This window comes from Amycolatopsis sp. WAC 04182, assembly GCF_003947465.1.
Classification (GTDB): domain Bacteria; phylum Actinomycetota; class Actinomycetes; order Mycobacteriales; family Pseudonocardiaceae; genus Amycolatopsis.
The window spans coordinates 1-22464 of record NZ_QHJJ01000004.1 but is presented as its reverse complement, the minus strand read 5'-3'; the positions used below and the strand labels follow the sequence as shown (position 1 = coordinate 22464).

The 22464-nt window shown below is 68.3% G+C and carries 23 protein-coding genes; 11 read left to right on the top strand and 12 right to left on the bottom strand.

The annotated features are described in order from the left end of the window. The first annotated feature begins 12 nt into the window (after positions 1-12). Together DMH01_RS20225 and DMH01_RS20220 are read left to right on the top strand one after the other, a co-directional pair. Complete coding sequence (locus DMH01_RS20225; RefSeq protein ID WP_125678868.1) at positions 13-819, top strand: alpha/beta fold hydrolase; 807 nt, start codon at positions 13-15, stop codon at positions 817-819. 32 nt (positions 820-851) lie between these two features. Continuing rightward, positions 852-1586 carry a helix-turn-helix transcriptional regulator gene (locus tag DMH01_RS20220; protein WP_125678867.1) on the top strand — a complete coding sequence of 245 codons (735 nt, stop codon included), beginning with the start codon at positions 852-854 and terminating at the stop codon, positions 1584-1586. Here the strand turns inward: DMH01_RS20220 and DMH01_RS20215 are convergent. The 4 genes from DMH01_RS20215 to DMH01_RS20200 are packed head-to-tail and all read right to left on the bottom strand — an operon-like array spanning position 1539 to position 4629. Then, positions 1539-2291 (bottom strand): ESX secretion-associated protein EspG, encoded by a 753-nt coding sequence (locus DMH01_RS20215; RefSeq protein WP_125678866.1) that lies wholly within the window; start codon positions 2289-2291, stop codon positions 1539-1541. The two genes, DMH01_RS20220 and DMH01_RS20215, sit on opposite strands and share 48 nt — an antisense overlap. Positions 2292-2318: 27 nt before the next feature. Then, the gene (locus tag DMH01_RS20210; RefSeq protein ID WP_125678865.1) at positions 2319-3596 is read right to left on the bottom strand and encodes a PPE domain-containing protein; all 1278 of its coding nucleotides are present in this window, start codon (positions 3594-3596) and stop codon (positions 2319-2321) included. Further along, on the bottom strand, positions 3596-4207 hold the full coding sequence (locus DMH01_RS20205) for a DUF3558 domain-containing protein (protein WP_125678864.1): 612 nt from the start codon (positions 4205-4207) through the stop codon (positions 3596-3598). The genes DMH01_RS20210 and DMH01_RS20205 overlap by 1 nt, the downstream gene beginning before the upstream one ends. Continuing rightward, positions 4207-4629 carry a hypothetical protein gene (locus tag DMH01_RS20200; protein WP_125678863.1) on the bottom strand — a complete coding sequence of 141 codons (423 nt, stop codon included), beginning with the start codon at positions 4627-4629 and terminating at the stop codon, positions 4207-4209. Before DMH01_RS20200 ends, DMH01_RS20205 begins: the two co-directional genes overlap by 1 nt. Positions 4630-4928: 299 nt before the next feature. Between DMH01_RS20200 and DMH01_RS20195 the strand changes: the two genes are divergently transcribed. The 3 genes from DMH01_RS20195 to DMH01_RS20185 all read left to right on the top strand — a co-directional run bounded on the left by DMH01_RS20195 (position 4929) and on the right by DMH01_RS20185 (position 8171). After that, the gene (locus DMH01_RS20195) at positions 4929-6104 is read left to right on the top strand and encodes a hypothetical protein (RefSeq protein ID WP_233621619.1); all 1176 of its coding nucleotides are present in this window, start codon (positions 4929-4931) and stop codon (positions 6102-6104) included. A gap of 142 nt (positions 6105-6246) precedes the next feature. Further along, positions 6247-7434, top strand: coding sequence for an AAA family ATPase (locus DMH01_RS20190; RefSeq protein WP_125678862.1), 1188 nt, complete (start codon positions 6247-6249; stop codon positions 7432-7434). Next, the gene (locus tag DMH01_RS20185; protein WP_125678861.1) at positions 7431-8171 is read left to right on the top strand and encodes an HNH endonuclease; all 741 of its coding nucleotides are present in this window, start codon (positions 7431-7433) and stop codon (positions 8169-8171) included. Before DMH01_RS20190 ends, DMH01_RS20185 begins: the two co-directional genes overlap by 4 nt. Here the strand turns inward: DMH01_RS20185 and DMH01_RS20180 are convergent. Beyond that, positions 8147-8782 (bottom strand): SRPBCC family protein, encoded by a 636-nt coding sequence (locus tag DMH01_RS20180; protein WP_125678860.1) that lies wholly within the window; start codon positions 8780-8782, stop codon positions 8147-8149. The two genes, DMH01_RS20185 and DMH01_RS20180, sit on opposite strands and share 25 nt — an antisense overlap. A 112-nt stretch (positions 8783-8894) precedes the next feature. Continuing rightward, positions 8895-9554: a hypothetical protein gene (locus DMH01_RS20175; RefSeq protein WP_125678859.1), complete on the bottom strand. Its 660-nt coding sequence runs from the start codon at positions 9552-9554 to the stop codon at positions 8895-8897. Between the two features lie 179 nt (positions 9555-9733). Between DMH01_RS20175 and DMH01_RS20170 the strand changes: the two genes are divergently transcribed. From DMH01_RS20170 to DMH01_RS20160, 3 genes are all read left to right on the top strand, one after another. After that, positions 9734-10039: a DUF6204 family protein gene (locus DMH01_RS20170; protein ID WP_125678858.1), complete on the top strand. Its 306-nt coding sequence runs from the start codon at positions 9734-9736 to the stop codon at positions 10037-10039. 150 nt (positions 10040-10189) lie between these two features. Continuing rightward, complete coding sequence (locus DMH01_RS20165; RefSeq protein ID WP_034310720.1) at positions 10190-11215, top strand: polyprenyl synthetase family protein; 1026 nt, start codon at positions 10190-10192, stop codon at positions 11213-11215. 15 nt (positions 11216-11230) lie between these two features. Continuing rightward, complete coding sequence (locus DMH01_RS20160) at positions 11231-12559, top strand: LapA family protein (RefSeq protein ID WP_125678857.1); 1329 nt, start codon at positions 11231-11233, stop codon at positions 12557-12559. 70 nt (positions 12560-12629) lie between these two features. On the opposite strand, the gene DMH01_RS20155 is transcribed toward DMH01_RS20160, so the two are convergent. The 4 genes from DMH01_RS20155 to DMH01_RS20140 form a co-directional block, all read right to left on the bottom strand. Then, positions 12630-13697 (bottom strand): 2-oxoacid:ferredoxin oxidoreductase subunit beta, encoded by a 1068-nt coding sequence (locus DMH01_RS20155; protein ID WP_125678856.1) that lies wholly within the window; start codon positions 13695-13697, stop codon positions 12630-12632. After that, positions 13694-15601 carry a 2-oxoacid:acceptor oxidoreductase subunit alpha gene (locus DMH01_RS20150; protein WP_125678855.1) on the bottom strand — a complete coding sequence of 636 codons (1908 nt, stop codon included), beginning with the start codon at positions 15599-15601 and terminating at the stop codon, positions 13694-13696. The genes DMH01_RS20155 and DMH01_RS20150 overlap by 4 nt, the downstream gene beginning before the upstream one ends. Before the next feature lie 301 nt (positions 15602-15902). After that, entirely contained in the window at positions 15903-16655 is a 753-nt protein-coding gene (locus DMH01_RS20145) for an enoyl-CoA hydratase (RefSeq protein WP_125678854.1), read from the bottom strand. Positions 16656-16668: 13 nt separating this feature from the next. Beyond that, entirely contained in the window at positions 16669-17115 is a 447-nt protein-coding gene (locus tag DMH01_RS20140) for an Lrp/AsnC family transcriptional regulator (protein ID WP_005151923.1), read from the bottom strand. A 74-nt stretch (positions 17116-17189) separates the two neighbouring features. On the opposite strand from DMH01_RS20140, the gene ddaH reads away from it, so the two are divergent. The 3 genes from ddaH (at position 17190) to DMH01_RS20125 (ending at position 19558) form a co-directional block, all read left to right on the top strand. After that, complete coding sequence (ddaH, locus tag DMH01_RS20135) at positions 17190-18035, top strand: dimethylargininase (RefSeq protein ID WP_199745566.1); 846 nt, start codon at positions 17190-17192, stop codon at positions 18033-18035. A 91-nt stretch (positions 18036-18126) separates the two neighbouring features. Continuing rightward, positions 18127-18783, top strand: a complete 657-nt coding sequence (locus DMH01_RS20130) for a polysaccharide deacetylase family protein (protein WP_125678853.1) — start codon at positions 18127-18129, stop codon at positions 18781-18783. Positions 18784-18889: 106 nt separating this feature from the next. Beyond that, a complete protein-coding gene (locus tag DMH01_RS20125) occupies positions 18890-19558 on the top strand; it encodes a glycoside hydrolase family 75 protein (RefSeq protein WP_125678852.1) in 669 nt (222 codons plus the stop codon). A gap of 67 nt (positions 19559-19625) precedes the next feature. On the opposite strand, the gene DMH01_RS20120 is transcribed toward DMH01_RS20125, so the two are convergent. Continuing rightward, a complete protein-coding gene (locus DMH01_RS20120; RefSeq protein ID WP_125678851.1) occupies positions 19626-21026 on the bottom strand; it encodes an SdrD B-like domain-containing protein in 1401 nt (466 codons plus the stop codon). Positions 21027-21206: 180 nt separating this feature from the next. Next, positions 21207-22202, bottom strand: coding sequence for a hypothetical protein (locus DMH01_RS20115; protein ID WP_125678850.1), 996 nt, complete (start codon positions 22200-22202; stop codon positions 21207-21209). Positions 22203-22464 lie beyond the last annotated feature (262 nt).

The window sequence follows — 22464 nt, the reverse complement described above, 5'->3', positions numbered from 1 at the left end:
GATAGTTGCCTCATGACCAAGAACAGCACCGCCACGATCACCGCCCCCTGGACCGGAATGGTGCCGGTCGACGACACCGCGCTCGCCGTCACCGACACCGGTGGCACGGGTATTCCGGTCGTCTACCTCAACGGCCAGTTCGCGACGCAGGGCTACTGGCGGCGAGTCCTCGCCGACCTGGGCTCGGACTTCCGCCACATCACCTACGACGAGCGTGCCCGCGGCAAGTCGCGGCGTTCGGCCGACTACTCCTTCGAGGTCGCCGTCCGCGACGTCGACGCGGTCCTCGAAGCCAGGGGAGTGGAGCGCGCGCTGGTGGTGGGCTGGTCCTACGGCGCGGTCGTCGCGGCGCACTGGGCCGCCCGGAATCCGGAGCGCACCCTCGGCGCGGTCCTCGTCGACGGCGCGTTCCCGTACGACTGGCTCGACGATGCCATGGAGCAGCGGATCCGGAAGCTGTTCAAGCGGCTGAACCTGATCATGCCGCTGCTGCGCCCGACCGGTCTGGCCCCGCGGATGACCGCGGCCCAGCAGGCGGAGAGCAACATCGAACTCGGAAAGCTCTCGCGGTCGGCCGAGCTGGGCCCGGTGCTCGACGGCATCAGCGTGCCGACGCGGTACGTGGTCGCCTCGGGAACCTCCTTCGGCAGCAAGGGCGACGAGCAGGAACAGATCCGGGCCGGACTCGACGCGGTGACCGTCCGCAACCCGAACATCCAGGTGAGCGCGAAGGTCGAGAGCAACCACGGGGCGTTGCTGCGTAAGGACTTCGGTGCCATTTCCGCGGCCGTCCGCGAGGTCGCCCGGCTCGGGGAATGACTTGCTCCGGCGCACCGGGCAGGGTGCTCGCGATGCCGAAGCCGAGACCCACACCCCAGGCGAGGGCCCTCGCCGACGGACTTCGAGTCGCGCGGAAGGCCGCCAGACTGGCCGCGACCGAAGTGGCCGACAAACTGGCGTGGTCCCAGTCGACGATCAGCCGGATCGAAACCGGTCTGCGCGCGGCGTCCGCCGAGGAGGTGTCGGCACTGCTCTCGCTGGCTCGCGACAGCGGGCCGTGGTGGTTCGCCGACGTTTCCTTCCAGCGTGAAACGCTTGCACAGTACGAAAAGGAGGCCACCAAGATCGTCGCTTTCGGGGCAACGCTCCTGCCCGATCTGCTGCGGACTCCCGCCTACGCGAGAGCCACGAACTCTTCCGCAGCAGTGCTGGGCCAGAAGAGATTTGTCGCCTATATCGACGAAGCGGCGCTGCACCGTCAGGTCGGTGGGCCGCTGGTGATGGCGAATCAGCTTCGGCATCGCGTCTCGATGGCCGAGCGGCCCACCGTCGAACTCCGGGTCATCCCGTTCGCCGCCGGAGCGCATGCGGGCGAGGCCTACGTCCTGCTGGAATTCGGCGACGCATCGCCGGTGGTGTACCTGGAACATCGGCGATGCGGGCTGTTCCTGTACCGGCCCTGCGATGTCGCGCCCTACCTCCGGTCCACTGTGGACGCTGTCGCGCTGGATCCGGCGCGGTCGGTACGCCTGATCGAGTCAGTGATCGAGGCTCGCCCGCAGCGCGGCGACTTTCTTGGCCAGTAACGTGGGTTCGCCGGGCAGGACGGTGATGTACCGGTTCCGGGGCGAACCGCTCACGTGCATGGCAACCCGCCCGGAGTCGAGGTCCAAATAGGACAGGCTATCCGTGGCCTCTGTGCGCTTGCCCCCGTCCGGGCGCGTGGCCGCGGCGAAGAAACCGACCCCGAAATAGGGCTGCTCGAAGACCTCGTCCAACTGCCGCGCTTCGCGGCTTCGTGACTCGGGCTCGTCGTAGAGACCGTCCCCGTCGCCGCCGTTGAAGTCGTCCTGGGGCAAGGAGAACGGGGCGAACCGCGCCGGCGGGTACTCGGGCAGGTTCATCACGAGCGCCGCCGCGTGGTCGGCGGTCCGCACGCCTTTCAGCCACACGCGGTTGCCTTCGCAGATCGCGGTCACCGCGGCACGACCGCGTACGGCGACGAGCACGTTGTACTGCTCCGTCTCCGTTCGCAACGTCGCGTAGTACTCGGTGTTCGGCCGGTCGAGTATGTGCAGGACGTCCTCGAAGTCGCTGGTCAGCCGCTTGCCCTCGGTGAACCCGAGCCCGCCGAGCTCCTCGAACGCCGCCCTGTCCTCGCCGTTCCGCGACGACGGTGGGATGTAGCGCAGCCCGCCGGCGAAGATCAGATGCGGATCTCCGCAGCCGGCGTGACGGAACGCGGTCAACAAGGTGTCGAGCGTGATCTCGACCGGGCGCGCGAGCACCACGTGCCTCCCTCCCCTGGGACTGTGGTGCTACTTCTTCTTTTCGCCGATCACCGGCGGCATCGGCTTTTCGGGGTAGCCGCCGAAGGTCTCGTCGGGATCCGGGTTCTGGAGGTACGCCGGAGCCTTCTTCTCCTTGTCCTCCTCGCCCTTCCCGCGAGCTGCGCCGGGCGCCATCGGCATCCCGTTCGCCCCGCCACGACCGGCCGAGCCCGCTGCTCCCGCCGCACCACGGCCGGCCACGCCTTCACCGGGCATCCCGGCACCGCTTCGGCCACCCATACCGGGCTGCTGCCCGGGCCCGCCTGTCACGCCTGGGCCGGGGACGCCGCCGCGGAAACCGCCGCCGACCGGCGACTTGCCGCCCGTGCCCGGACCGTACGGCGTGGGCCCGCCCGTTCCCGGCCCGTACCCGGGCGGGAAGGCGCCGGGCGTGTTGTACGTGGGGTTCGGCTTGCCGGTCGGCCCGAAGTCGAGGTTCGCCGCCGGCGGCACGACCGGAGTGGTCTGGGGCGGCGTGTACGAATTCGCGCGGGTCCCGTCGTCCGGCTGCTGAAAGCCGGGATGGTGCTGACCTGGCTGGGGACCTTGCCCAGGCTGCTGGCCGCCGTCGGTTGCGCTCGGCCCGTTGGGGCCACTCGGCCCGCCGGGAGTGCTGGGGCCACTCGGGCCGCTCGGGCCGCTCGGGCCTCGGTAGGGCTCGCCGACACCGTATTCGCGTCCGTCGGAACCGTCGCCGAACCCCCTCACGGCCGGCTTCCCGCCGCCGCCCTCGTCCAGGGCGACGCTGCCGCCGGGGTCGGTGAGCTGCGCGTACTGGGCGGGCAGCTCGTCACCGTTGGCGGTGCTGGCGGAGTGGTAGCTCGCGAAGGTGTCGATGTTGTGCTGGCTGTCGGCCTGGTACCCCTGGACCTTGTTCCAGTAGCCGACCAGGCCGCCACTCATGGCAGTCTTGACGTCCTCGGCCGTCGGCGCGGGCTGCTCGGGCGGCACCGGCTTGACCGAGTTCTTGGCCGTACCGAACGCGTCCATCTGCGCGCTGATCGCCGACTGGGCCACGGCCAGGTGCATCGCGTCGTCGTACGCGGCCTCCACGACAGGCTTCGTCGCGTCGGCGGCCGCGTCGCTGGCGCCACCCTGCCAACCGGCCATGGTCTTCTGGGTGAGCGCGGAAAGCTTCTGCGCCCGCTCGTGGTGCCGCTGGGTCAAGTTGAAGCCACTCTGCTGTGCATCAGCCAACGACCCAGGGCCTACGCCGCCAGTGATCTGTTCATAGATCTGGGCGGCGGTGAGCGGTCCTGCCGTCATCAGTTGCCTCCTCGGATGGTGGCCAGCACCCTGACTGCGGCCTCACGAGCGACGTCGCAAGGGTCTTTTATGCCGACGTTGGCCTCGGATTGCTCCGCGGCGACGCCGATAGTTTCCGTGTCGCTGGTTCCCAACGCGGCCGAGCAGCGGCCTAAGGACCGCTCGTCTTTGATGCCGTAAGCGGTCAAGGGGTAGCCGTCAACTGCTTCGAGCGGTTCCAAGAATTGGTAGGACTTGCCCTTGGCTTCATAGATCCTCGCCGTGCCGCTGTCCTGCTCGTTGCTGAAAACCACGCTGACGAGAGGCCGGGTAGTGGAGGGGGCTACCCAAGTACATGCGGGCCCTGCGCCGTCTCGTGCCTTGCCGTCCGCCGTTACACCGAGGAGCTCCTCGACCTGAGTTTTGGTGAGCGTGTTGCAGGGCGCCTGCTTGAACCTCGTCAGGTCGATCGGGTCCCCGACCTTGGGTATGTCAGGACGAGTGCTGGCCGGGTTTGACGAGCTTAGGCTCGTTCCGGCGCTGGTGGGCGTCGGTGTGCCGTTCGGGGTGGGGTTCGAGCAAGCGCTGACGGTAAGCGCGACCGCGCCGACTATGAGGACTGTTCGACGCATCAGGCGATGCCTTTCGGCTGTTGGTTGATGACGGTCTTTGCGTGGTCGTCCGCAGTGGCGTACTTGCCGAGCGCGGCCAGATACTTCTTGGCCATGTTCTCGCAGTAGGTGATGCGCTGATTGAGGGCTTCGACAAGCGCCTCGCCGGACTGCCGGGTTACGGAGGCGTTGTCCCCGCTCGCGTACTCGAGCCCTGGCGGTTGAGCAAAAGCAATCCTGTTCGCGTCGATCAGATCGTTTTTGTACTCGACTGCCAGGTCAGACCACTCTTTCACCAGTTCGTGGAGGGTCGCCTCGTCGTACTTGAACCCCGCACCCTGCGCGACAGGCGTCCCGTAGGAACCACCGCTGGGCCGGAACCGATCGACCTCACTCCAACGCAGGCCCGGCTCATAGGTCGGCGAACCCTCAGGCACGGCCATGCACCCCCATGGCGCCGAACCGTTCCCCGCTGAATGGCCGAAGCCGCCCCGAAGTCACCGTCGTCATCTGCCCCTCCCGTGGCTACAAGGCGCGTCTCCCCGATGCACCCTGCGTAATCCGACGCCGGGAAGATTACCAGGGTTCCCGGGGCGGTGAACCCGGCTGCATAAAGTCCCGTTCCTCGCTGAATAGCGTTCGCGAACCTGGTGACTATCCGTGAAAATCAATCGTGTGAATCTGCCCCAGGAAACCGGGTTCTTCCTGGTGGAGTAGGCGGCGAATTTGCACACTCTGCGTAATGAAGTTTCGAAGAGTGATTCTCGGCGCAGTACTCCTCGGGCTGCTTGCGGCTTGTGCGGATTCCGTCGATGCGACCCCACCGCCACCGCAGTTTCCGAAATGGCAGCCCAAGCAGCCCCGCCCCGCGGATCGCGACGCAAAGGCTGTCGACGCCGCCCTCGCCGCGACCGACTTCTGTGCCCTGATCGATCGCGTCACCTACGCGCTTCGACAGCCGCTCGATGCCGCACTGGCGACCACGCGCCCGGAGGTGAAGCGCGGCAGGAAACGCTGCGCGCTCGTCCGAGGAGACTTGGACCTGCTTTACGTCCAGGACGTGGACCCGGGCCATGCGGCACTCCGGAACGACGGAGCCGTCGTCGACCTCGGCGGAGTCAAGGCCTACCAGGTCGAATCCCGTCGCGAGGGCGCGGTCAGCGGCTGCGCGATCACCGTTCCGGTCAGTTTCCAGCGTGCGGTCCAGTTCGAGCTGGGGTTCCAGAGCCGGAGCAAGGACTGCGGACTCCTCCGCGACTTCGCCGCCGCTGGGGCCGCGAAGCTGCCTCGCGACCTCGTCTACCCGCCGGACGCCCAGGACAGTGCCCGGGTCGGCGCCTGCGCGAACTGGGTCTCCACCAGCAAGGGTGAGACCTGCGATCCGGCGGTCGAGGCCCAAGTGCCCGCGGGTGCCGAGGTGATGCTGGCCGCCGGCGCAGCCGACCCGAACGTCGAGTGCGCGGTGTTCCGGGACGCGGTCAAGAAGACCTTCGGGCCGGAGTTCGAGCCGATCGCGACGCCGGGTTCCTGCTACTTCGTCGAGCCACGCCATCGGGTGCAGATCGAAGCCGGGGCCACCGCGAACGGCGGCGCGCCCGGCGAGTGGCACGCGGATCCGAAGGGCACCTTCAAGGACCACCGTCAGCACACCTTCAGCGGGAACCCGGGAGCCACCCTTCGCACCAAGGACGACAGCGAATTGCTCATGTACGTCTCGCCGTTCGGGAATCTCGGCTCGCGCGGGCATGTCCGGCTGCTGATTTCGTCCCAGCAGGAGCGGGGCGTCGACGAATGGCCGCGGTCCAGGGCGCTCCCGGCCGTGGACGTCGCCAAGGCGCACGCCGTGATGGAGCTCGTGATGGCGACCCACTTTCGGGGGCCAGGTGACGTCCGCGCCGTCGTAAGTGTCCGTTGGTGAACCCGCGATCGACGTCGGCAGGGCGCTACGCGGGTAGGGCGCCCTGCCACCGCGATAGCGGGGCCTTCGGCCGGGCGGGTTCACGCATATGGTCCCTTTCCGGACACCTCTCAGCTCCGCCGACAGGCACTAAGCTTTCTGCATGTACATCGAGCGGGTCCGGCTGGAGAACATCCGCGGCTTCAGCGGCGCCCGCGCCGTCGACCTCCGGCTGCCCGGCCCCGGCTGGGTGGTCCTCGCCGGGCGCAACGGTTCCGGCAAGACCTCGCTGCTGCGCGCCATCGCGGTCGCGGCGGCGCCGGACGTCGCCTGGGGGCTGCTGTCGGACGCCGGCAGCTGGATCTCCAACGATCAGACGTCCGGGTCGATCGAGCTGTCGGTGATGCGCGAGGAGGGCCCGGCCCCGGTCGAGGTCCGCTGGCTCGACTCCGGTTTGCTGCCGATCTCCGGACTCCCGCCGGGCCAGCCGTTCTGCGCGGCGTACGGGCCGTTCCGCCGGCTTGCGGGCGGGAGCGGCGAGGCCGAGTCGTGGATGCGCGGCGCGGGATCGCTGGCGCGGATGGCCAGCCTGTTCCACGAAGACGCCTCGCTCGCCGAGGGTGTCACCTGGCTGATCAATCAGCATCTCCGTGCGCTGGAAGGGAAAGCGGGCGCGCGTGAGCTGAAGGACGCGGCGCTGGAGATCCTTGGCGACGGTCTCCTGCCGGGCGGTTACCGGATCCGGGACGTCGATTCGGACGGGCTCTGGGTCGAGTACCGGGGCGACCGGTTCCCGCTGGGCGAGATGAGCGACGGCTACCGCACGGTGACCGCGCTCGTGGTCGACCTGCTCAAACAGCTCGACGGCGCCGGCCTCGACCACGAGAGTCCCGGTGTCGTGATCATCGACGAGGTGGACGCGCATCTCCACGTGTCGTGGCAGAAACGCATGGGATCGTGGTTCAAGGCGCATTTCCCGCGGATCCAGTTCATCGTCACCACGCACAGCCCCTACGTCTGCCAGGCCGCCGACCCGGGCGGCCTCATCCGGCTTTCGGGTCCCGACGAGGACTTGCCGCCGCGCGTGGTCTCCGAGGAGTTGTACGAGCGGGTCGTGTTCGGCTCCGGCGACGACGCCGTGTTGTCCGATCTTTTCGGCTTGGACACGCCGTATTCGCCGCAGGCGGTCGAATTGCGGGAGCATCTGGCCGAGCTGGAGTTCCAGGTGGCGTCCGGCCGCGCGGACGCGAACGGCGTCCGGGAATGGGAACGCCTGCGGGGCATGCTGAGCAGTTCGCCGCCGAGCCGGGTCGACGAGGTGGCCAGGCGGTTCGAGGCCGACGATCGGTGATCGGGATCCGCCGGGTCGCGCTGCCGGGGCGGGTGGTGGCCGATCTCGAAGAGCTGACGGCGCGGATCCCTCCCGGTGACACGAAAGAAGCCCGGCGACTCTGGCGGGTTTCGCGTGCCGTGCGGCGTTCTCTGCGGGCGGGCCTGGACGTGATGGCCGCCGGCCGCGGCTACTGCATGTACTGCGGCGACGGCCTTGGGTCCACTGTGGACCATTTCGAGCCGATCGCGCGGAATCCGGGGCGCGCGTTCGACTGGCTCAACCACGTGCTCGCCTGCGAGTACTGCAACAGCCACCACAAACGCGACCTCTTCCCGGTGGACGAAGACGGCAACAGCCTGCTCATCGACCCGACCGCCGAAGACCCGCTGGAGCATCTGTTCCTGGTCCTGTCGATCGGGACCTACCGCGCGCTGACCGCGAAGGGCGAGCAGACCATCAAGGTGTGCGGGCTGAACCGCGCGCAACTGGCGCGGGGGCGGGAAACGGCGGTCAACCAGGTAAGCGCGCTCGTCATGGGCTGGTGGGCCGCGCGCGCACTGGGCGACGACGGGAAGCGGCGCGCGATGGTCTGGACCCTGCTCGACCAGCCGCACGCCGACGTACTCCACGCGATGCTCCGGCAGGCGGAGATGCCGGGGGCCCGTGCCGTTTTCCGAGCGGACGACGAGCTCATCGAGTTGCTTCGCGCCCCGGAACTCGCCGAGGACCTTCAGCTCTCCGGCGGCGCGGTGTAGGCGGCCAAGGTGGCGTCGGCGCGGGTGCGGGCGGTGGCCGCGTCCGTCCCGTTGGCGACGTCGGCCTCGTACCAGGCCTCGTTGCTCAGTGTCATGAAGCGCACGCCCTCTTCGCTGGTCATCCAGGCCATCGCGGCCTCGGGGTCGGCGGCCTCACCGGATTCGAGGTGGAGTGCGAGCCCGTTCAGCATCATGTCCCAGCCGATGCCCACGGCGCCGGGCCCGAACTGGTTCCAGTGCTCGTTGGGGACGGCGGTGTGGTCGAGTTCGAACCGGGTGCGCCCGTCGGCTTCGGGGCTCAGCCGGAGTTCGATCCAGCTGACGTCGCCGCCGTACTCCCAGGTCGCCGCGAAGCTCTTCGGCGGATCGCAGCGCTCGACCGTTCCGCCCGCGTTGCCTTCGAGCTGGTACTTGCCGCCGACGCGCAGGTCGCCGCTGATCGGCAGGAACCAGCGCGGGATGCGCTCGGGATTGGTGCAGGCGTCCCAGAGGTCGTCGAGGCCGGTGTCGTAGACCTGGCTGACGATGGCCGTCACCGCCTCGCCCGCTTCGACCACGCGCTTGCCCAGCCTGCGCTGGACGGAGTTGATCTGGCTGGTCACGTCGACCATCGGTGCCCTCCTCGGCTCGGTTGCCGACAAGATATCAGCCACTGCTTATATAAGCCAGAATGGAAAAGGGGCGCCCGGTGAGTCCCGGACGCCCCTTTTCCGGCGGGATGGCTTACGGGGTGGGGGAGCAGGCCGTGCGCCCGACGACCACTTCGCCGGTGATGTTCGAGCCCGGGGCGAACTTGATCCGCAGCATGGTCAGCGCGATGCTGCCGTCGCCCGGCAACGTCTGCTCGTTGAAGATCGCTTCGGCGAGCAGGGTGCCGTTGGACTTGGTGATCGGCTTGACGTAGCCGACCGGCACCGGCGACGGCAGGGTGCCGAGCCCGGTCGCACCGCCGTAGGTCCAGCTCGCGTTGGTGCTGGTCTGGGTGGCCGTGCAGCTGACCGAGTAGGACCTGATCTTGATCCGCGGCCCGCTCGACGAGACCAGCGCCGACAGCTCGAAGTTCTGTCCCTTGGCCTCGGACTTCGTCGTGGTCACGTCGTTCTCGGGGTCGACGACGGTGGTCGTGCACGTCGACGTGCCGCCACCGAACGTGATCCCGGTCCTGGTCACGACCCCGGACGAGTTGCTCGTCGGTCCCTCGACCGCGCAGTCGGCGAGCGAGGCGATCGAGATCGGCGCCGAAGTCCCCTTGGTGAAGGCGGCGGAGCCGAGCGAGGCCACGCCCGCGGGGTTGGACGCCGCGGCCGGGGTCACCCCCGCGCCGAGGCCCGCCAGCAGCAGCGCGCCGACCAGGCCTGCCCGGCTTGCGATGGTGATGCGCATTCCACGTCCTCCTCACGTGACGGAGAGCGAGCCGGTTGGCCGTTCTTCCTTTGTCATCACTATCTGCGTGTCGGATTCGCCCGTTGCGTGCGTGACGGTCGTTTCACTCGACCGTGGATCATGGACACCCATTGGATATTCGGATTCGTATTCGGATACAGGTCTGTATATTCGAGGGCATGCCGACCTACCGCGTCCTCGTCAACGGCAAGTTCGACCACCCGGACGCCGACACCCGCGCGAGGCTCCTCGCCGAGCTCGATCAGCACCAGACGATGGGCTTCACCGAGGACGGCCTGCTCACCTACAGCGCGCACCTCGGCGCGTTCACCTTCCGGATCACGCTGCGGGGCGAAGAAGAACGCGACGTGCTCGACGAAGCCGAGCTGAAGGTCATGGAACTGCTGGACGCCAAGGGGTATCCGTACCGCGACGTCACGGGCAAGGCGACCTGCATGGACGACATCAAGATCCGCCGCCGCTGACCCGTTCGCGCCGAAGCGGGCAGGATACTCGGCGGGGGTGTCATCTTCGTCACCGTTTCCCCTGGACAGCAGGTCAACAGGCCTCAGCGGGTAGCCACTACGCTGGGAGCAACCCCGAACGGTGTCAAAGAGAGCGGAGCCGACGTGTCTGTGTCTTCACCTGCCCCAGGTGGTGCCATCGAGGACCTGCGCGCGTCCGTGGGGCTCCAGATCGCCGACGAGCAGCTCCTGCGCACGCTCGCGACCGGTCTCGCCGACGTCGAGACGCTGCTCCGCGAGGTCGTCCGCAGTGACGTCAAGGCCGTCGAGGACGCCGCTTCGCACCTGGTCGAAGCGGGGGGCAAGCGTTTCCGTCCGCTGTTCACGCTGCTGGCCTCGCAGTTCGGGCCGAAGCAGGGCGACCAGGTGGTCACCGCCGCGGCGGCGGTCGAGCTGGTGCACCTCGCGACGCTGTACCACGACGACGTGATGGACGAGGCGACGATGCGCCGCGGCGCGGAGAGCGTCAACGCCCGCTGGGACAACACCATCGCCATCCTGACCGGCGACTTCCTGTTCGCGCACGCTTCGCGGCTGGTCGCCGACCTCGGCACCGACGCGGCCCGGATCATCGCCGAGACCTTCGGCGAGCTGGTCACCGGGCAGATGCGCGAGACGGTCGGCCCGGCCGACGGCGACGACGCGGTCGAGCACTACCTCACGGTCATCGCGCAGAAGACCGGCTCGCTGATCGCCACCTCCGGCCGGTTCGGCGGGATGATGTCCGGCGCGCCCGACGACTACATCGACGCGCTCCGCCGCTTCGGCGACATCATCGGGACGGCGTTCCAGATCTCCGACGACGTCATCGACATCGCGTCCGCCTCGGACGAGCTCGGCAAGGCTCAGGGAACGGACCTGCGCGAAGGCGTCCGCACGCTTCCGATGCTGTACGCGCTGGCCGACCCGGCCACCGACCCGCGCCTGGTCGAGCTGCTGTCGGGCCCGATCTCCGACGACGCGCTCGTCGCCGAGGCCCTGGACCTGCTGCGCGCCTCGTCCGGACTCGAACGCGCACGCGAAACTCTTTCCGACTACGCTCGTCGGGCGCGTGCCGAGCTCGCGGCGCTGCCCGCGTCGCCCGCCCGGGACGCCTGCGAATCGGTCGCCGACTACCTGGTCGCGCGAACGCATTGACAAAGGGCAGGTTAGATGTCCATTTTCGGACAGGTTTGGCTGTGGAGTCTGCTGGCGTTCGTCGTCGGCGCGCTGCTCACCTGGCTGGTGCTGGTACTTCCGGCGCGCAAGCGCATCCGTGAGCTGGAAAGCTCGCTGGCCACCGCGCACGCCGAGACGTCGAGACTGCCGGCCGGGGTGAGTCTCGGCGCGGGGGCGGCGGCCGTCGCCGGCGGGACCGCGTACCTCGCGAAGCCGTCGCACGACGAGCTGGACGAGGAGTTCGCGGCCGTCGAGGAGCCGAAGCCCGCGTACCCCGAGACGCTCACCGAGCAGGAGCCCGCGCAGCAGTGGACCGAGCCTGCCGAGGACGTTCACGAGGACGTCCGCGAGGACGCTGCCGAGGAGCCGGAGCAGCACTCCCCGACGCAGATCTTCGAGCCCGAAGAAGAGTACGAGGCCGAGTACCGCACCGCGCCCCAGCCGGACCCCGAACCCGAGCCTGACGCGGAACTCGCGGCGGAGCGGACGCAGTACATCCCGGCGGCCTTGCCGGAGCCGGATCCCGAGCCGGAGCCGGAGCCCGCGAACCCGTACGTCGCCGCGGCGACCGACTACCTCCAGCCCGCGTCGAAGCTGGACGTCGAGCCCGAACCCGAGCCCGAGCCGGAACCCGAGCCGCAGCCGTCCTTGCCGGGCGAGGGGCCGTACCGGTCCCGCCTGGAGATGCAACTGGACCCCGAAGGCGCCGAGACGCAGCCGGAGCCGGTGTCGCTGTTCAGCCCCGCGTCGCGCGTCGAGACCGAGCAGGCCCCCGTCGAGACCAACTGGTTCGAGCGGGAAGAGGCGCTGCACGACGACCCGCCCGCGTACGCCTTCGGATCCGACGAAGAAGCGAAGGCCGGTCTCCTCGACTCGGAGCCCGAGACGCCCGCCGAAGCCACCCAGGTGCTGCCCAAGCGCACGCCGCGGGGTGCGGTGCGCGGTGGTTTCGAGCCGCCGCAGCCGATCCAGCCGTCGATGCGGGCGATCGAACGTCGTGAGCCGGAACTGTCCGGCGGGCAGAGCGGTTCGCTGTTCGAGCCGGCCGTCCAGCCCGGTGACGCGATGCCGGCCCCGGAGCCCCCGCCCGCGCGGCAGGTCGCTCCGGTGACGGAATCCGTCCCGCCCGGCCCGTTCGGCCCCGGTTCGGCGATGCCGCGGCCGGGCGGTGGCCGTCCCGCCGACGACTTCGCGGTCAAGGCCAGCGTGACCGCCCTGCGGTACTGCACGGAGGACTCGCCGCAGTTCCCGAAGATGGTCGCGGAGGTCTGGTTCCGCTCCGCCGCCGACGCGGAGCGCGTGGGCTTCCGCCCCCTGACCTGATGAAGCGCGTGAAGGCCCCCTTCCCTCGGCTCAGCCGAGGGAAGGGGGCCTTCACGCGCTTGAGGACCGGCTAGCTGACCACGGTCCAGGTGTCCTTGCCGCGCAGCAGCCCCTGCAGATCGGGCTTCCGGGCGGCCTGGGCCTCCGTGACCTGGGCGCGCGCCTGGTCGTCGTAGGTGGGCCGCTCGACCTGCCGCAGGATGCCGGTCGGCACGTGGTTCAGGTTCTGGTCGCCGATCCGCGAAAGCGCGAACGCGTACGAGGTGTCCTCGATCGCCGGGTCGTGCACGACGAGGTTCTCCTCGCCGATGTTCGCGACCTTCCCGACTTCCAGGCCGGCCCAGCCGCTCCGCGTGACCCCGTATTCGCCCTGCGGCCCGAACTTGATCGGCTCGCCCGCCTTCAGCGGGATGAGCCGGGTCGCGGCCTCGTCCTTGTCCTTGAGGACGTCGAAGGCACCGTCGTTGAAGATCGGGCAGTTCTGGTAGATCTCCACCAACGCCGACCCGCGGTGCTTCGCGGCGGCCTCCAGCACCTCGGTCAGGCCCTTGCGGTCCGAGTCGAGCGCGCGGCCCACGAACGACGCCTCGGCGCCGATCGCCAGCGAGAGCGGGTTGAACGGGGTGTCGACCGAGCCCATCGGGGTGGACTTCGTGACCATGCCCGGCCCGGACGTCGGCGAGTACTGGCCCTTGGTGAGGCCGTAGATCCGGTTGTTGAACAGCAGGATCTTGATGTTCACGTTGCGGCGCAAGGCGTGGATCAGGTGGTTGCCGCCGATGGAGAGCGCGTCGCCGTCACCGGTGACGACCCACACCGACAGATCCGGCCGCGCGGTCGCGAGCCCGGTCGCGATCGACGGCGCCCGGCCGTGGATCGAGTGCATGCCGTAGGTGTTCAGGTAGTACGGGAACCGGGACGAGCAGCCGATCCCCGAGATGAACACGATGTTCTCGCGCTTGAGGCCGAGCGTCGGCAGGAACGACTGCACGGCGTTGAGCACGACGTAGTCACCGCAGCCGGGACACCAGCGGACCTCCTGGTCCGACTTGTAGTCCTTCGCCTTCTGCGGTTCGGTTTCGGTCGGCACAAGGTCCAAGCCGCCGAGGGTGGGGATCCCCAGATCGATCGCGGTCACTTCGTCCCCTCCGTACTGGTGATGATCTCCGTGAAGACGCCTTGCAGCTCTTCGGCCTTGAAGGGCAGTCCGGCGACCTTCGTGTACGACTTCACGTCGACGAGGTACTTGGCCCTCAGGAGCATCGAAAGCTGCCCGAGGTTCATTTCGGGGACGACCACGGTGTCGTACGAACGGAGTACGTCGCCGAGGTTGCCCGGGAACGGGTTGAGATGGCGCAGATGCGCCTGCGCGATCGGCATGCCGTCCTTGCGGACGCGGCGGCACGCGGCGCCGATGGGCCCGTAGGAGGAGCCCCAGCCGAGCGCCAGCACCCGTGCCTTGCCGCCGCTCGGGTCGTCGACGACGAGGTCCGGGACGTCGACGCCGTCGATCTTGGCCTGGCGCAGGCGGACCATCTTGTCGTGGTTGTCGGGCTCGTAGGAGATGTGGCCGGTCTTGTCGGCCTTCTCCAGCCCGCCGATGCGGTGCTGCAGCCCGGCGGCGCCCGGCACCGCCCACGTGCGGGCGAGGGTCTCGGGGTCACGCACATACGGCCAGAATTCCCCGGAACCGTCCTCGGCATTCGGCTCGGTGGCGAATTCCACGCGCAGATCCGGCAGGTCCTCGACGTCCGGGATCAGCCACGGTTCGGAGCCGTTCGCGATCGCGCCGTCCGAGAGCAGGAACACCGGGGTGCGGTACTTCAGCGCGATCCGGGTGGCCTCCATCGCCGCGTCGAAGCAGTCGGCGGGGGACAGCGGCGCGACGATCGGCACCGGGGATTCGCCGTTGCGGCCGAACATCGCCTGCAGCAGGTCGGCCTGTTCGGTCTTGGTCGGCAGGCCGGTCGACGGGCCGCCGCGCTGGACGTCGATGACGACCAGCGGCAGTTCGGTCATCACCGCGAGACCGATGGCCTCGGACTTCAGCGCGACACCGGGCCCGGACGTCGAGGTGACGCCCAGCGCGCCGCCGTAGGAGGCGCCGAGCGCGGCGCCGATACCGGCGATCTCGTCCTCGGCCTGGAAGGTGAGGATGCCGTAGTTCTTGTGCTTGGACAGTTCGTGGAGGATGTCCGACGCCGGGGTGATCGGGTACGTGCCCAGCAGGATCTGCAGGCCGGACTGCTGCCCGGCGGCGACCAGGCCGTACGCCAGCGCGGTGTTCCCGGTGATCTGGCGGTACGTGCCCTGGTTCAGTTTCGCGGGCGCGACCTCGTACGTCGTCGCGAACGACTCCGTCGTCTCGCCGTAGTTCCAGCCCGCACGGAAGGCCAGGATGTTGGCCTCGGCGATATCGGCCTTCTTCGCGAACTTCTCGCGCAGGAACCGTTCCGTGCCCTCGGTCGGCCGGTGGTACATCCAGGAGAGCAGCCCGAGCGCGAACATGTTCTTCGCGCGTTCGGCGTCCTTTTTGGACAGTCCGGTCTCTTCGAGCGCGCCTCTGGTCAAGGTCGACATGGCCACCCGGTGGACTTGATAGGCCGAAAGGGTGTCGTCGTCGAGCGGGTCGTTCTCGTACCCGACCTTGACCAGGTTCCGCTTCGTGAACTCGTCGGTGTTGAGGATGATCGTCCCACCGGTCGGCACGTCGGCGAGGTTCGCCTTCAGCGCGGCGGGGTTCATGGCGACCAGGACGTCCGGCCGGTCGCCCGGCGTCAGGATGTCGTAGTCGGCGAAGTGCACCTGGAAGCTCGAGACGCCGGGGATGGTGCCCTGCGGCGCGCGGATCTCCGCGGGGAAGTTCGGCATGGTCGACAGGTCGTTGCCGAAGGCGGCCGCTTCGGAGGTGAACCGGTCGCCCGTCAGCTGCATGCCGTCACCGGAGTCACCGGCGAACCGGATGACCACCCGGTCCAGCTTGGCGACCTCGGTGGGCCTGACGGCCGACAAGGAGCCGTTGCCGTTCGCACTCGTGCTCATAGGTCAGGGATTCCCTCTCTCCCGACGTGCGTCGTCCCCGGCCATGCCGGAGTTCGGCGTGCCTCGCCCGGCGGTGTCGGCCAGGTCACAGGTGCCATGTCCCGAGGTTAGTCCTCGGCACACGTTCCAGGTTGCCGTAAAAACGGTCTGGACCTACTCCTCGAGTGTCCTGAGCTCGGCGCTGAGCGGGGATTATCCGGTTTATCTGTTACCGATGGTAACGGTCGGCGATGCGGCTCGATTGTGAGCCGTATCTCCTTCCAGCGTAGTGAAGTCCGGTCGAGGAACGGTCATTGGCCGGTCAGTGGTCGGACAGCGACGCCCGCAGCTTGGCCAGTCGCTCGGTGAACGCGGGTGCGGTGAGTGACGCCAGCTGCGGGGCGATCTCGGCGTCGACGGCGGCCGAATGGTCGGTCAGCGACGAGGTGTGCCGGAGCGAGCGCTTCGTCGCGAGAAGGACGTCGCGCGGGGCGCCGACGGCGGGTTTCGCCAGTTCACGGGCGGCCTCGACCAGATCTCCGTCGGCGAGCCGGAGCGCGAGCCCGCATTCGACAGCGGCTTCGGCGCCGACGACTTCACCGAAGAGCGTCATCGCCGCGGCCTTCTGCGGGCCGACGAGCCGCTGGATCATCCACGTCATCCCGCCGCCGGGATGGATGCCCAGATCGAGAAATCTGGCCACGAATTTCGCCTTCGGTCCCACGATGCGGACGTCCGCGGCGAGCGCGAGGTTCAGCCCGGCGCCCACGGCGGCACCGCCGACCGCGGCGATCGTCGGGAGGGAACACCGCGCCACCGAGAGGAATCCGTCGTAGATCGCGCGGAGCCCGTCTTCCCTGGCGCCGGCGAGCGTGTCCAGATCGGCGCCCGCGCAGAACGCCGGCGGTGCGCCGGTGATGACCAAAGCGTGGACACTTTCGTCGGCTTCGGCGCGCGAAACGGCATCGGCCAGCTGCGCGGAGAGGTCGAGGGTCAGGGCGTTGCGGGTCGCGGGCGCGTCGATGGTGAGCACGGCGACGCCGCCGTCGTGGCTGGAGCGGATCTGATCGGTCACGGGGACGAGGGTGTCACGCTTCGGGTGTCGGCGGGCGTTCCAGCAACCGGGACAGGACGACGGTGGACACCGTGCGGTCGACGATCTCCAGCCCGCGCAGCCGTTCCAGCGCGGTCTCCAGATGGTGGATGTCCGAGGCGCGCAGATGGACGATCGCGTCGGCCGCGCCCGACACCGTGTACGCCGCGACGACCTCCGGCAACGGCTCCAGCCGGGCGCGGATCCGGGCCGGGGTGATGTTGCCGTTGCAGGTCATCTCGACGAACGCCTCGGTGCCCCAGCCCAGCGCCTCCGGGTCGACGACCGCGGTGAACCCGCGCAGGACCCCGGTTTCGAGGAGTCTGTCGACCCGCCGTTTCACCGCGGGCGCGGACAGGCCGACGACCTTGCCGATGTCGGCGTAGCTGGACCTCGCGTTGGCCATCAGGCATGAAACGATTCGCTGGTCGATGGTGTTCACACGCAATGTTTAGCAGGTATATGCGCAGCGAACAGCGATTGATTGCGGAATTAGGTGAGCCTTACCCTTCGGGTATGCCGGAACTGGAGCAGCAGCCCCGTGTACCCACGACGCGCCGCTACCTCATGTGCCCGCCGCGGTACTTCGCGGTGGACTACGTCATCAACCCGTGGATGGACCCGTCGGTCCCGGTCAGCGTCGACACCGCGATGGCCCAATGGACCGAACTCCGCGACACCTATCGGCGCCTCGGCCACACCGTCGAGGAGATCGAAGCCCAGCCCGGCCTGCCCGACATGGTGTTCGCCGCGAACTCCGGTACCGTCGTCGACGGCCGTGTCCTCGGCTCGCGGTTCCGCGCGCCGCAGCGCACCGCCGAGGCCGAACACTTCCGCCGCTGGTTCGTCGAGCACGGCTACCGCGACATCACCATGCCCGAGAAGATCAACGAGGCCGAGGGCGACTTCGCGTGGACCGGCAAGATCCTGCTCGCCGGCACCGGCTTCCGGACCGACCCGGCCGCGCACGCCGAAGCGCAGGAGGTCCTCGGTGTCCCGGTCGTGTCGCTGCGGCTGATCGACCCGAGCTACTACCACCTCGACACCGCGCTGTTCGTGCTCGCCGAGGCCACCGACGCCACGTCCGCCCAGATCGCCTACTTCCCGGAGGCGTTCTCGGCCGGGTCGCGGAAGGTGCTGGAGCGGATGTTCCCGGACGCGGTAATCGCGGACCGGGCCGACGCGGAGTGCTTCGGCCTGAACGGGGTGTCCGACGGCCGCAACGTCGTTCTGCCGGTCGAGGCGACCGGATTGGCCGCCCGGCTGACCGAACGCGGCTACGAAGTCGTCTTCCTGGACATTTCCGAACTCAGGAAGGCGGGCGGCGGCCCGAAGTGCTGCACCCTGGAGATTCGCAAGTAATCCGTTCGTGGACACCTTGCGGGATCATGTAACTACTCCGTTCGCCAACTCGATTAATCGGGAAACACACTCGGTCCCGAATGAGGCGCGGATGGTGATCCTGGCGATAGGCGGCGTGGGCAGGCCCGTGCGCGCGCTGGATCCCGGTGAGAACGAAACATGGGTGACGGTCGAACAGTTCGAGCGGGTGCTCGACACCGTGGCCGGACGCGAAGACGTCGGCCTCACGTTCGACGACGGCAATTCCTCGGACGTCGAGATCGCGCTCCCCAGACTGGTGGAGCGCGATCTCACGGCCGAGTTCTTCCCGCTGGCGGGCCGGATCGGGCAGCGGGGTTTCCTCGACGCCGACGGCCTTCGCGCGCTGGTCGAGGCGGGGATGTCGATCGGTTCGCACGGCTGGGAGCACCGCGACTGGCGGCGGCTGGACGACCGGAACGCCCGGCGTGAACTGGAAACCGCGCCGAAACTGCTCGCGGACCTGAGCGGGAAACCGGTGCGCGCGTACGCGCCGCCGTTCGGCGCCTACGACCGGCGGGTGCTCAGCAGGCTCCGGCGTTCCGGCGCGACAAGGGTCTACACGACCGAAGGCGGCGCGGCTTCGCGCGACGGCTGGCTGCGGCCGCGGATCGAGGTCCGGCACGACGTCGACCAGGAGTGGATCGACAGCGTGCTCGGTGAGCGGGAGGGCCTGTACCGCCGAGCGGGACGGCTCATGGCGCGAGTCGCCAGGCTTGCCCGCTTTTGACCGGTTTTCTTGGCGTGGTGGGAAAATAACCCTTGAGCTGACCTGTCGGCGAAGGCAATCTGAGCACCCTCGATAAAGAAGCTTTATTAACAAAGGGGTGCTCGGTATGCGGAAACTGCTCCTGTTCTCTGCGATGCTGCTGGCCGCGGGACTGGCCCCCGCGGCGACGGCCGTCGCCGCTCCTTCGGTACAGGCTGCCCCGACCGCGCAGCAGCTGCTGGCGAAGACCACCGCCTGCAAGCAGGTGTCGAACGGCAAGTACAAGACCGACGACGAAACCGGCAGGACCATCGCGGTCTGCGACGCGGGGAGCGCCGTGTTCTGGAAGGCCGACATGGACATCGACTGCGACGGGCAGCCGACCGCGCGGTGCAACAAGAACACCGACCCGTGGTTCCAGGACGGCACCGCGTACCCGCGCTCCGACGGCAAGGCGCTGATCGCCGACCAGACGCCCTACGTCGTCGTGCCGAGCATCAGCAGCACGTGGAACTTCGAAAAGGCCGGCCTCAAGGGCGCCGGTTCGTGCGCGGTGATCTACAACGACAAGGTGCTCTACACCGTCATCGGTGACACCGGACCGAAGGACATCATCGGCGAAGCGTCCTACGCGGCCGCGAAGGCGCTCGGGATCAACCCGGACCCGAAGAACGGCGGCGTCGACTCGGGGGTCACGTACATCTGCTTCAAGAACTCGAAGGTGTCGCCGATCGAGGACAACGGGAAGTCGACCTCGGTCGGGCAGGCTCTGGCGACGAAGTTCGTTCAGGGCTGACGGAAAACCTCGTGAGTGGTAAGGACGGTTAGAACCGCCCTTACCACTCACGAGACCGATCGAGACTTCAGCGCCGGACCACTTGCTGGTGCCAGTCGCCGAACCCGTAGGGCGGGGCGATGACGTAGACATCGGTGTCGCCGACCGCCCGCCACGGCGCGACCGTCCGCAACCGGTAGACACCGACCGCGACGTTCGGGAAGGTCACCCAGCCGTCAGCGTCGGTCTTCGCGAGCGATACGAGTTTCCCGCCGTCGGTGCTCAAGGTGGCGGTCACGTTCGGCACCTGCTCGCCGGAGTCCCACTGGCCGTTGCCGTTCTTGTCGGTCCAGATCCGGCCACGGGAGTCGGCCCGTTTGCCCGGCACCTTGCCGAAGGCTTCGGCGACCGGACCGGAGGAAGCGGTTTTGCTGTCGACGTAGCACGTCAGGTAGACCCTGCCGAAGTAGCTCGCCTTCTCCGGGACCTTGCCCGTGACCGTGATTTCCAGGCGCTGCCCCGCCGCGAGCGTGCCCGCCTGCTTCGCCGGGCTGAAGTCGCCCCATTGGGTGTCGGCGATTTCGAGATGCTGTCCGCTGCCCACGGGGTCGCAACCCACCCACAGACCGGCCAGCGGCCGGTTGCCGATGTTGGTGAGGACGAGAGTCGCCTTGGCGGTCTCGCCCACGGCATAGCTCGCCTTGTCGAGGCTGCCGGTCGCCTGGAGCACGTCGGTCAGGGGGCGGGTCGCCTTGATGGCGAGCGCCGTCTGCGATCCGCTTCCGTCCACCCTGAGGTCACCCGTGTGCGGGGTGATCCAGCCGTTGGGGATCTTCCAGAAGTAGATACTCGCGTTGGGGGTGATCGGCACGGCGGCGAATTCGAATCGGCCGGCGGCGTCGGTGGTCGTCATCAGTTCGCCCGTCATGCCCACGCCGCTCAAGTGGACCTCGGCCCCGGCCAGTCCCTCTCCGGGGGATGGCACGCCGTCCTCGTTGGCGTCGCCGTACAACTGCCCGGCGACGCGGTCGGTCGTACCGGCCGGAACGTGCTCCAGGGTGACGATGGAAGTGTTGTCCCGGTAGTCGACATCACCGGGCGTGTACACCTCGAACTGCACGGTGGGGTCTTCTTTGCTGCCGTACATCGACTTGCCGATCACGCGGTAGGTCCGGGTCTCTCCGGGAGCGTAGGAGGCTCCGGGGCCTTCGTTCTCCAGGTCGCCCCAAGCGCCCCGGGGAACTGTGAAGTACGGCCCCGAGACCGTGTAGTTGCTGCCCTTGGCCTCGGCGGCGGCGGTGTCACCGATGTTGGTGACAGTCACGTCGACCGGGATCTCGTCCCCCGGCAGGTAACGGCCTTGCACGACCGTCGCCGTCACTTTGAGGTTCGGGCCCGGCTCGGCGCTCGCGGGCGTGGCCGTCACCAGCCCCGTGAGGGTGAAGGCCGCGGTGAGCAAGCCGAGCGCGCGCAGCGATGTTCTTCGCATTGATGTGTTCCCCAGTCCCGCCCGGCACGCACCCGTCCCTTGCGGACGCCCCCAGGCGATCATCGTTGACGGATCGAACCTAAAGACCGGTTCGGAGGGTGGCCAGCGCGGAACATTCCGGCACCGCGGCCGGGCAACCGTACGGGTGTCCTGGACGTGTCCTAGAGGTCTTTCCGGCGATCATCGGCAGCGCGGACAGGAGTTTTCCCTTGCGTCGGAATGGAGCCGGCCTTCGCGGGTGAGAATGGTCCGAACCTCGGCGGCCACCGCGCACGGTGACTCCCGGACGTCGCGCCACCCGTAGACGAGCCTTGCCCGCCCGGCGAGTTCCGCGGCGTTGTCACGGCGACGGTCCCGGAAGGCGACACCCGGTGTCGAGTGTGTCGACCTGCCGTCGAGCCGGACCGTCACCGCGGCGCCCTGCGCGTCGTAGGTGACGTCCTCCCAGAGTGTCTTTCCGTCGACCTCGAAGGGAGTTTGCCTGCTTCCGCGGGGAAGGCCGTGACGGTCTTCGACATCCTCCTGGTAGGCCACTTCGAGTGCTGACATCAGGCCGCCGCCGACGAGGGCGAGGCCGTACCGGATGGCGGGACGATAGCGAAACGGTGGCCTGGCCAGCACGCACGCCTCCATCGCGGCCACCGAGACCCGGGTCCGGCCGAGCAGGTCGACGATGGTGTTGGTCGCCTGACGCGGTGTCCGTTGAGAAGTGGCCAGATCGAGGATGGTGTCGGTGACCCTGGCGCGTGGGGGATTCGTTCCGGCGGCGATATGGGGCAATGCGCGGGATCTGTGGACTATGACCAAGGGAGCCTGCGAGATCGCGGAGGAGGTGTACGGAACCGTGATTTCGACAGGTCCTTCGATGACCGGCAGGATTTTCCATTCTTCGGCGGCCGTCCGATGGCTCAAGATCGCGTACCCGCTTCCGTAGAGCAGTGCGGCGTGGATCTTGGCCGAGCGGGACAAGCCGCCGGTGAATGTCGAGTAAACACGCGGGAGAACCCGCTGCCAGCGTCCGCCCGCGAGGTTCGCCCTGATATCCGACATGGTGTGGCCGTAGGTGTGCAATTGCCGCCTCGAGACCATTCCATGCTGCTCCGCCAGGAGGACCGGCCAGCTCGGGCGTTGTCCGGCCGGGATGGAGTCTTCCGACCAGCGTCTGTGGATGGGCACCTTCCCACGATCGCCGTCCGGCGACGGTCACGGTGGGCATGAAGCGGATCTGTGGACAAACAGGGGGGGAGGGGGCGGTGGCTGTGGATAACCGGGTCGGGGTGGTCGTGAGTGGTAAGTGCCGTTCTAACGGCATGTCTGAGTTCAGGACATGTCGGACAGTTGATGTTTCAGGACCTCACGGACACTGACCGGTCTGTCGGTGTGGTGACCAGGGCTTGTGTGGTGATCATGCTTCGATGGGCAGAGCAGGGTTTTCGAT

Bases quoted from the DNA above. Each gene is read 5' to 3' on its own strand.
- DMH01_RS20225 (WP_125678868.1), top strand. From the start codon at position 13: ATGACCAAGAACAGCACCGCCACGATCACCGCCCCCTGGACCGGAATG.
- DMH01_RS20220 (WP_125678867.1), top strand. From the start codon at position 852: ATGCCGAAGCCGAGACCCACACCCCAGGCGAGGGCCCTCGCCGACGGA.
- DMH01_RS20210 (WP_125678865.1), bottom strand. From the start codon at position 3,596: ATGACGGCAGGACCGCTCACCGCCGCCCAGATCTATGAACAGATCACT.
- DMH01_RS20205 (WP_125678864.1), bottom strand. From the start codon at position 4,207: ATGCGTCGAACAGTCCTCATAGTCGGCGCGGTCGCGCTTACCGTCAGC.
- DMH01_RS20200 (WP_125678863.1), bottom strand. From the start codon at position 4,629: ATGGCCGTGCCTGAGGGTTCGCCGACCTATGAGCCGGGCCTGCGTTGG.
- DMH01_RS20195 (WP_233621619.1), top strand. From the start codon at position 4,929: ATGAAGTTTCGAAGAGTGATTCTCGGCGCAGTACTCCTCGGGCTGCTT.
- DMH01_RS20190 (WP_125678862.1), top strand. From the start codon at position 6,247: ATGTACATCGAGCGGGTCCGGCTGGAGAACATCCGCGGCTTCAGCGGC.
- DMH01_RS20180 (WP_125678860.1), bottom strand. From the start codon at position 8,782: ATGGTCGACGTGACCAGCCAGATCAACTCCGTCCAGCGCAGGCTGGGC.
- DMH01_RS20175 (WP_125678859.1), bottom strand. From the start codon at position 9,554: ATGCGCATCACCATCGCAAGCCGGGCAGGCCTGGTCGGCGCGCTGCTG.
- DMH01_RS20170 (WP_125678858.1), top strand. From the start codon at position 9,734: ATGCCGACCTACCGCGTCCTCGTCAACGGCAAGTTCGACCACCCGGAC.
- DMH01_RS20160 (WP_125678857.1), top strand. From the start codon at position 11,231: ATGTCCATTTTCGGACAGGTTTGGCTGTGGAGTCTGCTGGCGTTCGTC.
- DMH01_RS20150 (WP_125678855.1), bottom strand. From the start codon at position 15,601: ATGAGCACGAGTGCGAACGGCAACGGCTCCTTGTCGGCCGTCAGGCCC.
- ddaH (WP_199745566.1), top strand. From the start codon at position 17,190: ATGCCGGAACTGGAGCAGCAGCCCCGTGTACCCACGACGCGCCGCTAC.
- DMH01_RS20130 (WP_125678853.1), top strand. From the start codon at position 18,127: ATGGTGATCCTGGCGATAGGCGGCGTGGGCAGGCCCGTGCGCGCGCTG.
- DMH01_RS20125 (WP_125678852.1), top strand. From the start codon at position 18,890: ATGCGGAAACTGCTCCTGTTCTCTGCGATGCTGCTGGCCGCGGGACTG.
- DMH01_RS20120 (WP_125678851.1), bottom strand. From the start codon at position 21,026: ATGCGAAGAACATCGCTGCGCGCGCTCGGCTTGCTCACCGCGGCCTTC.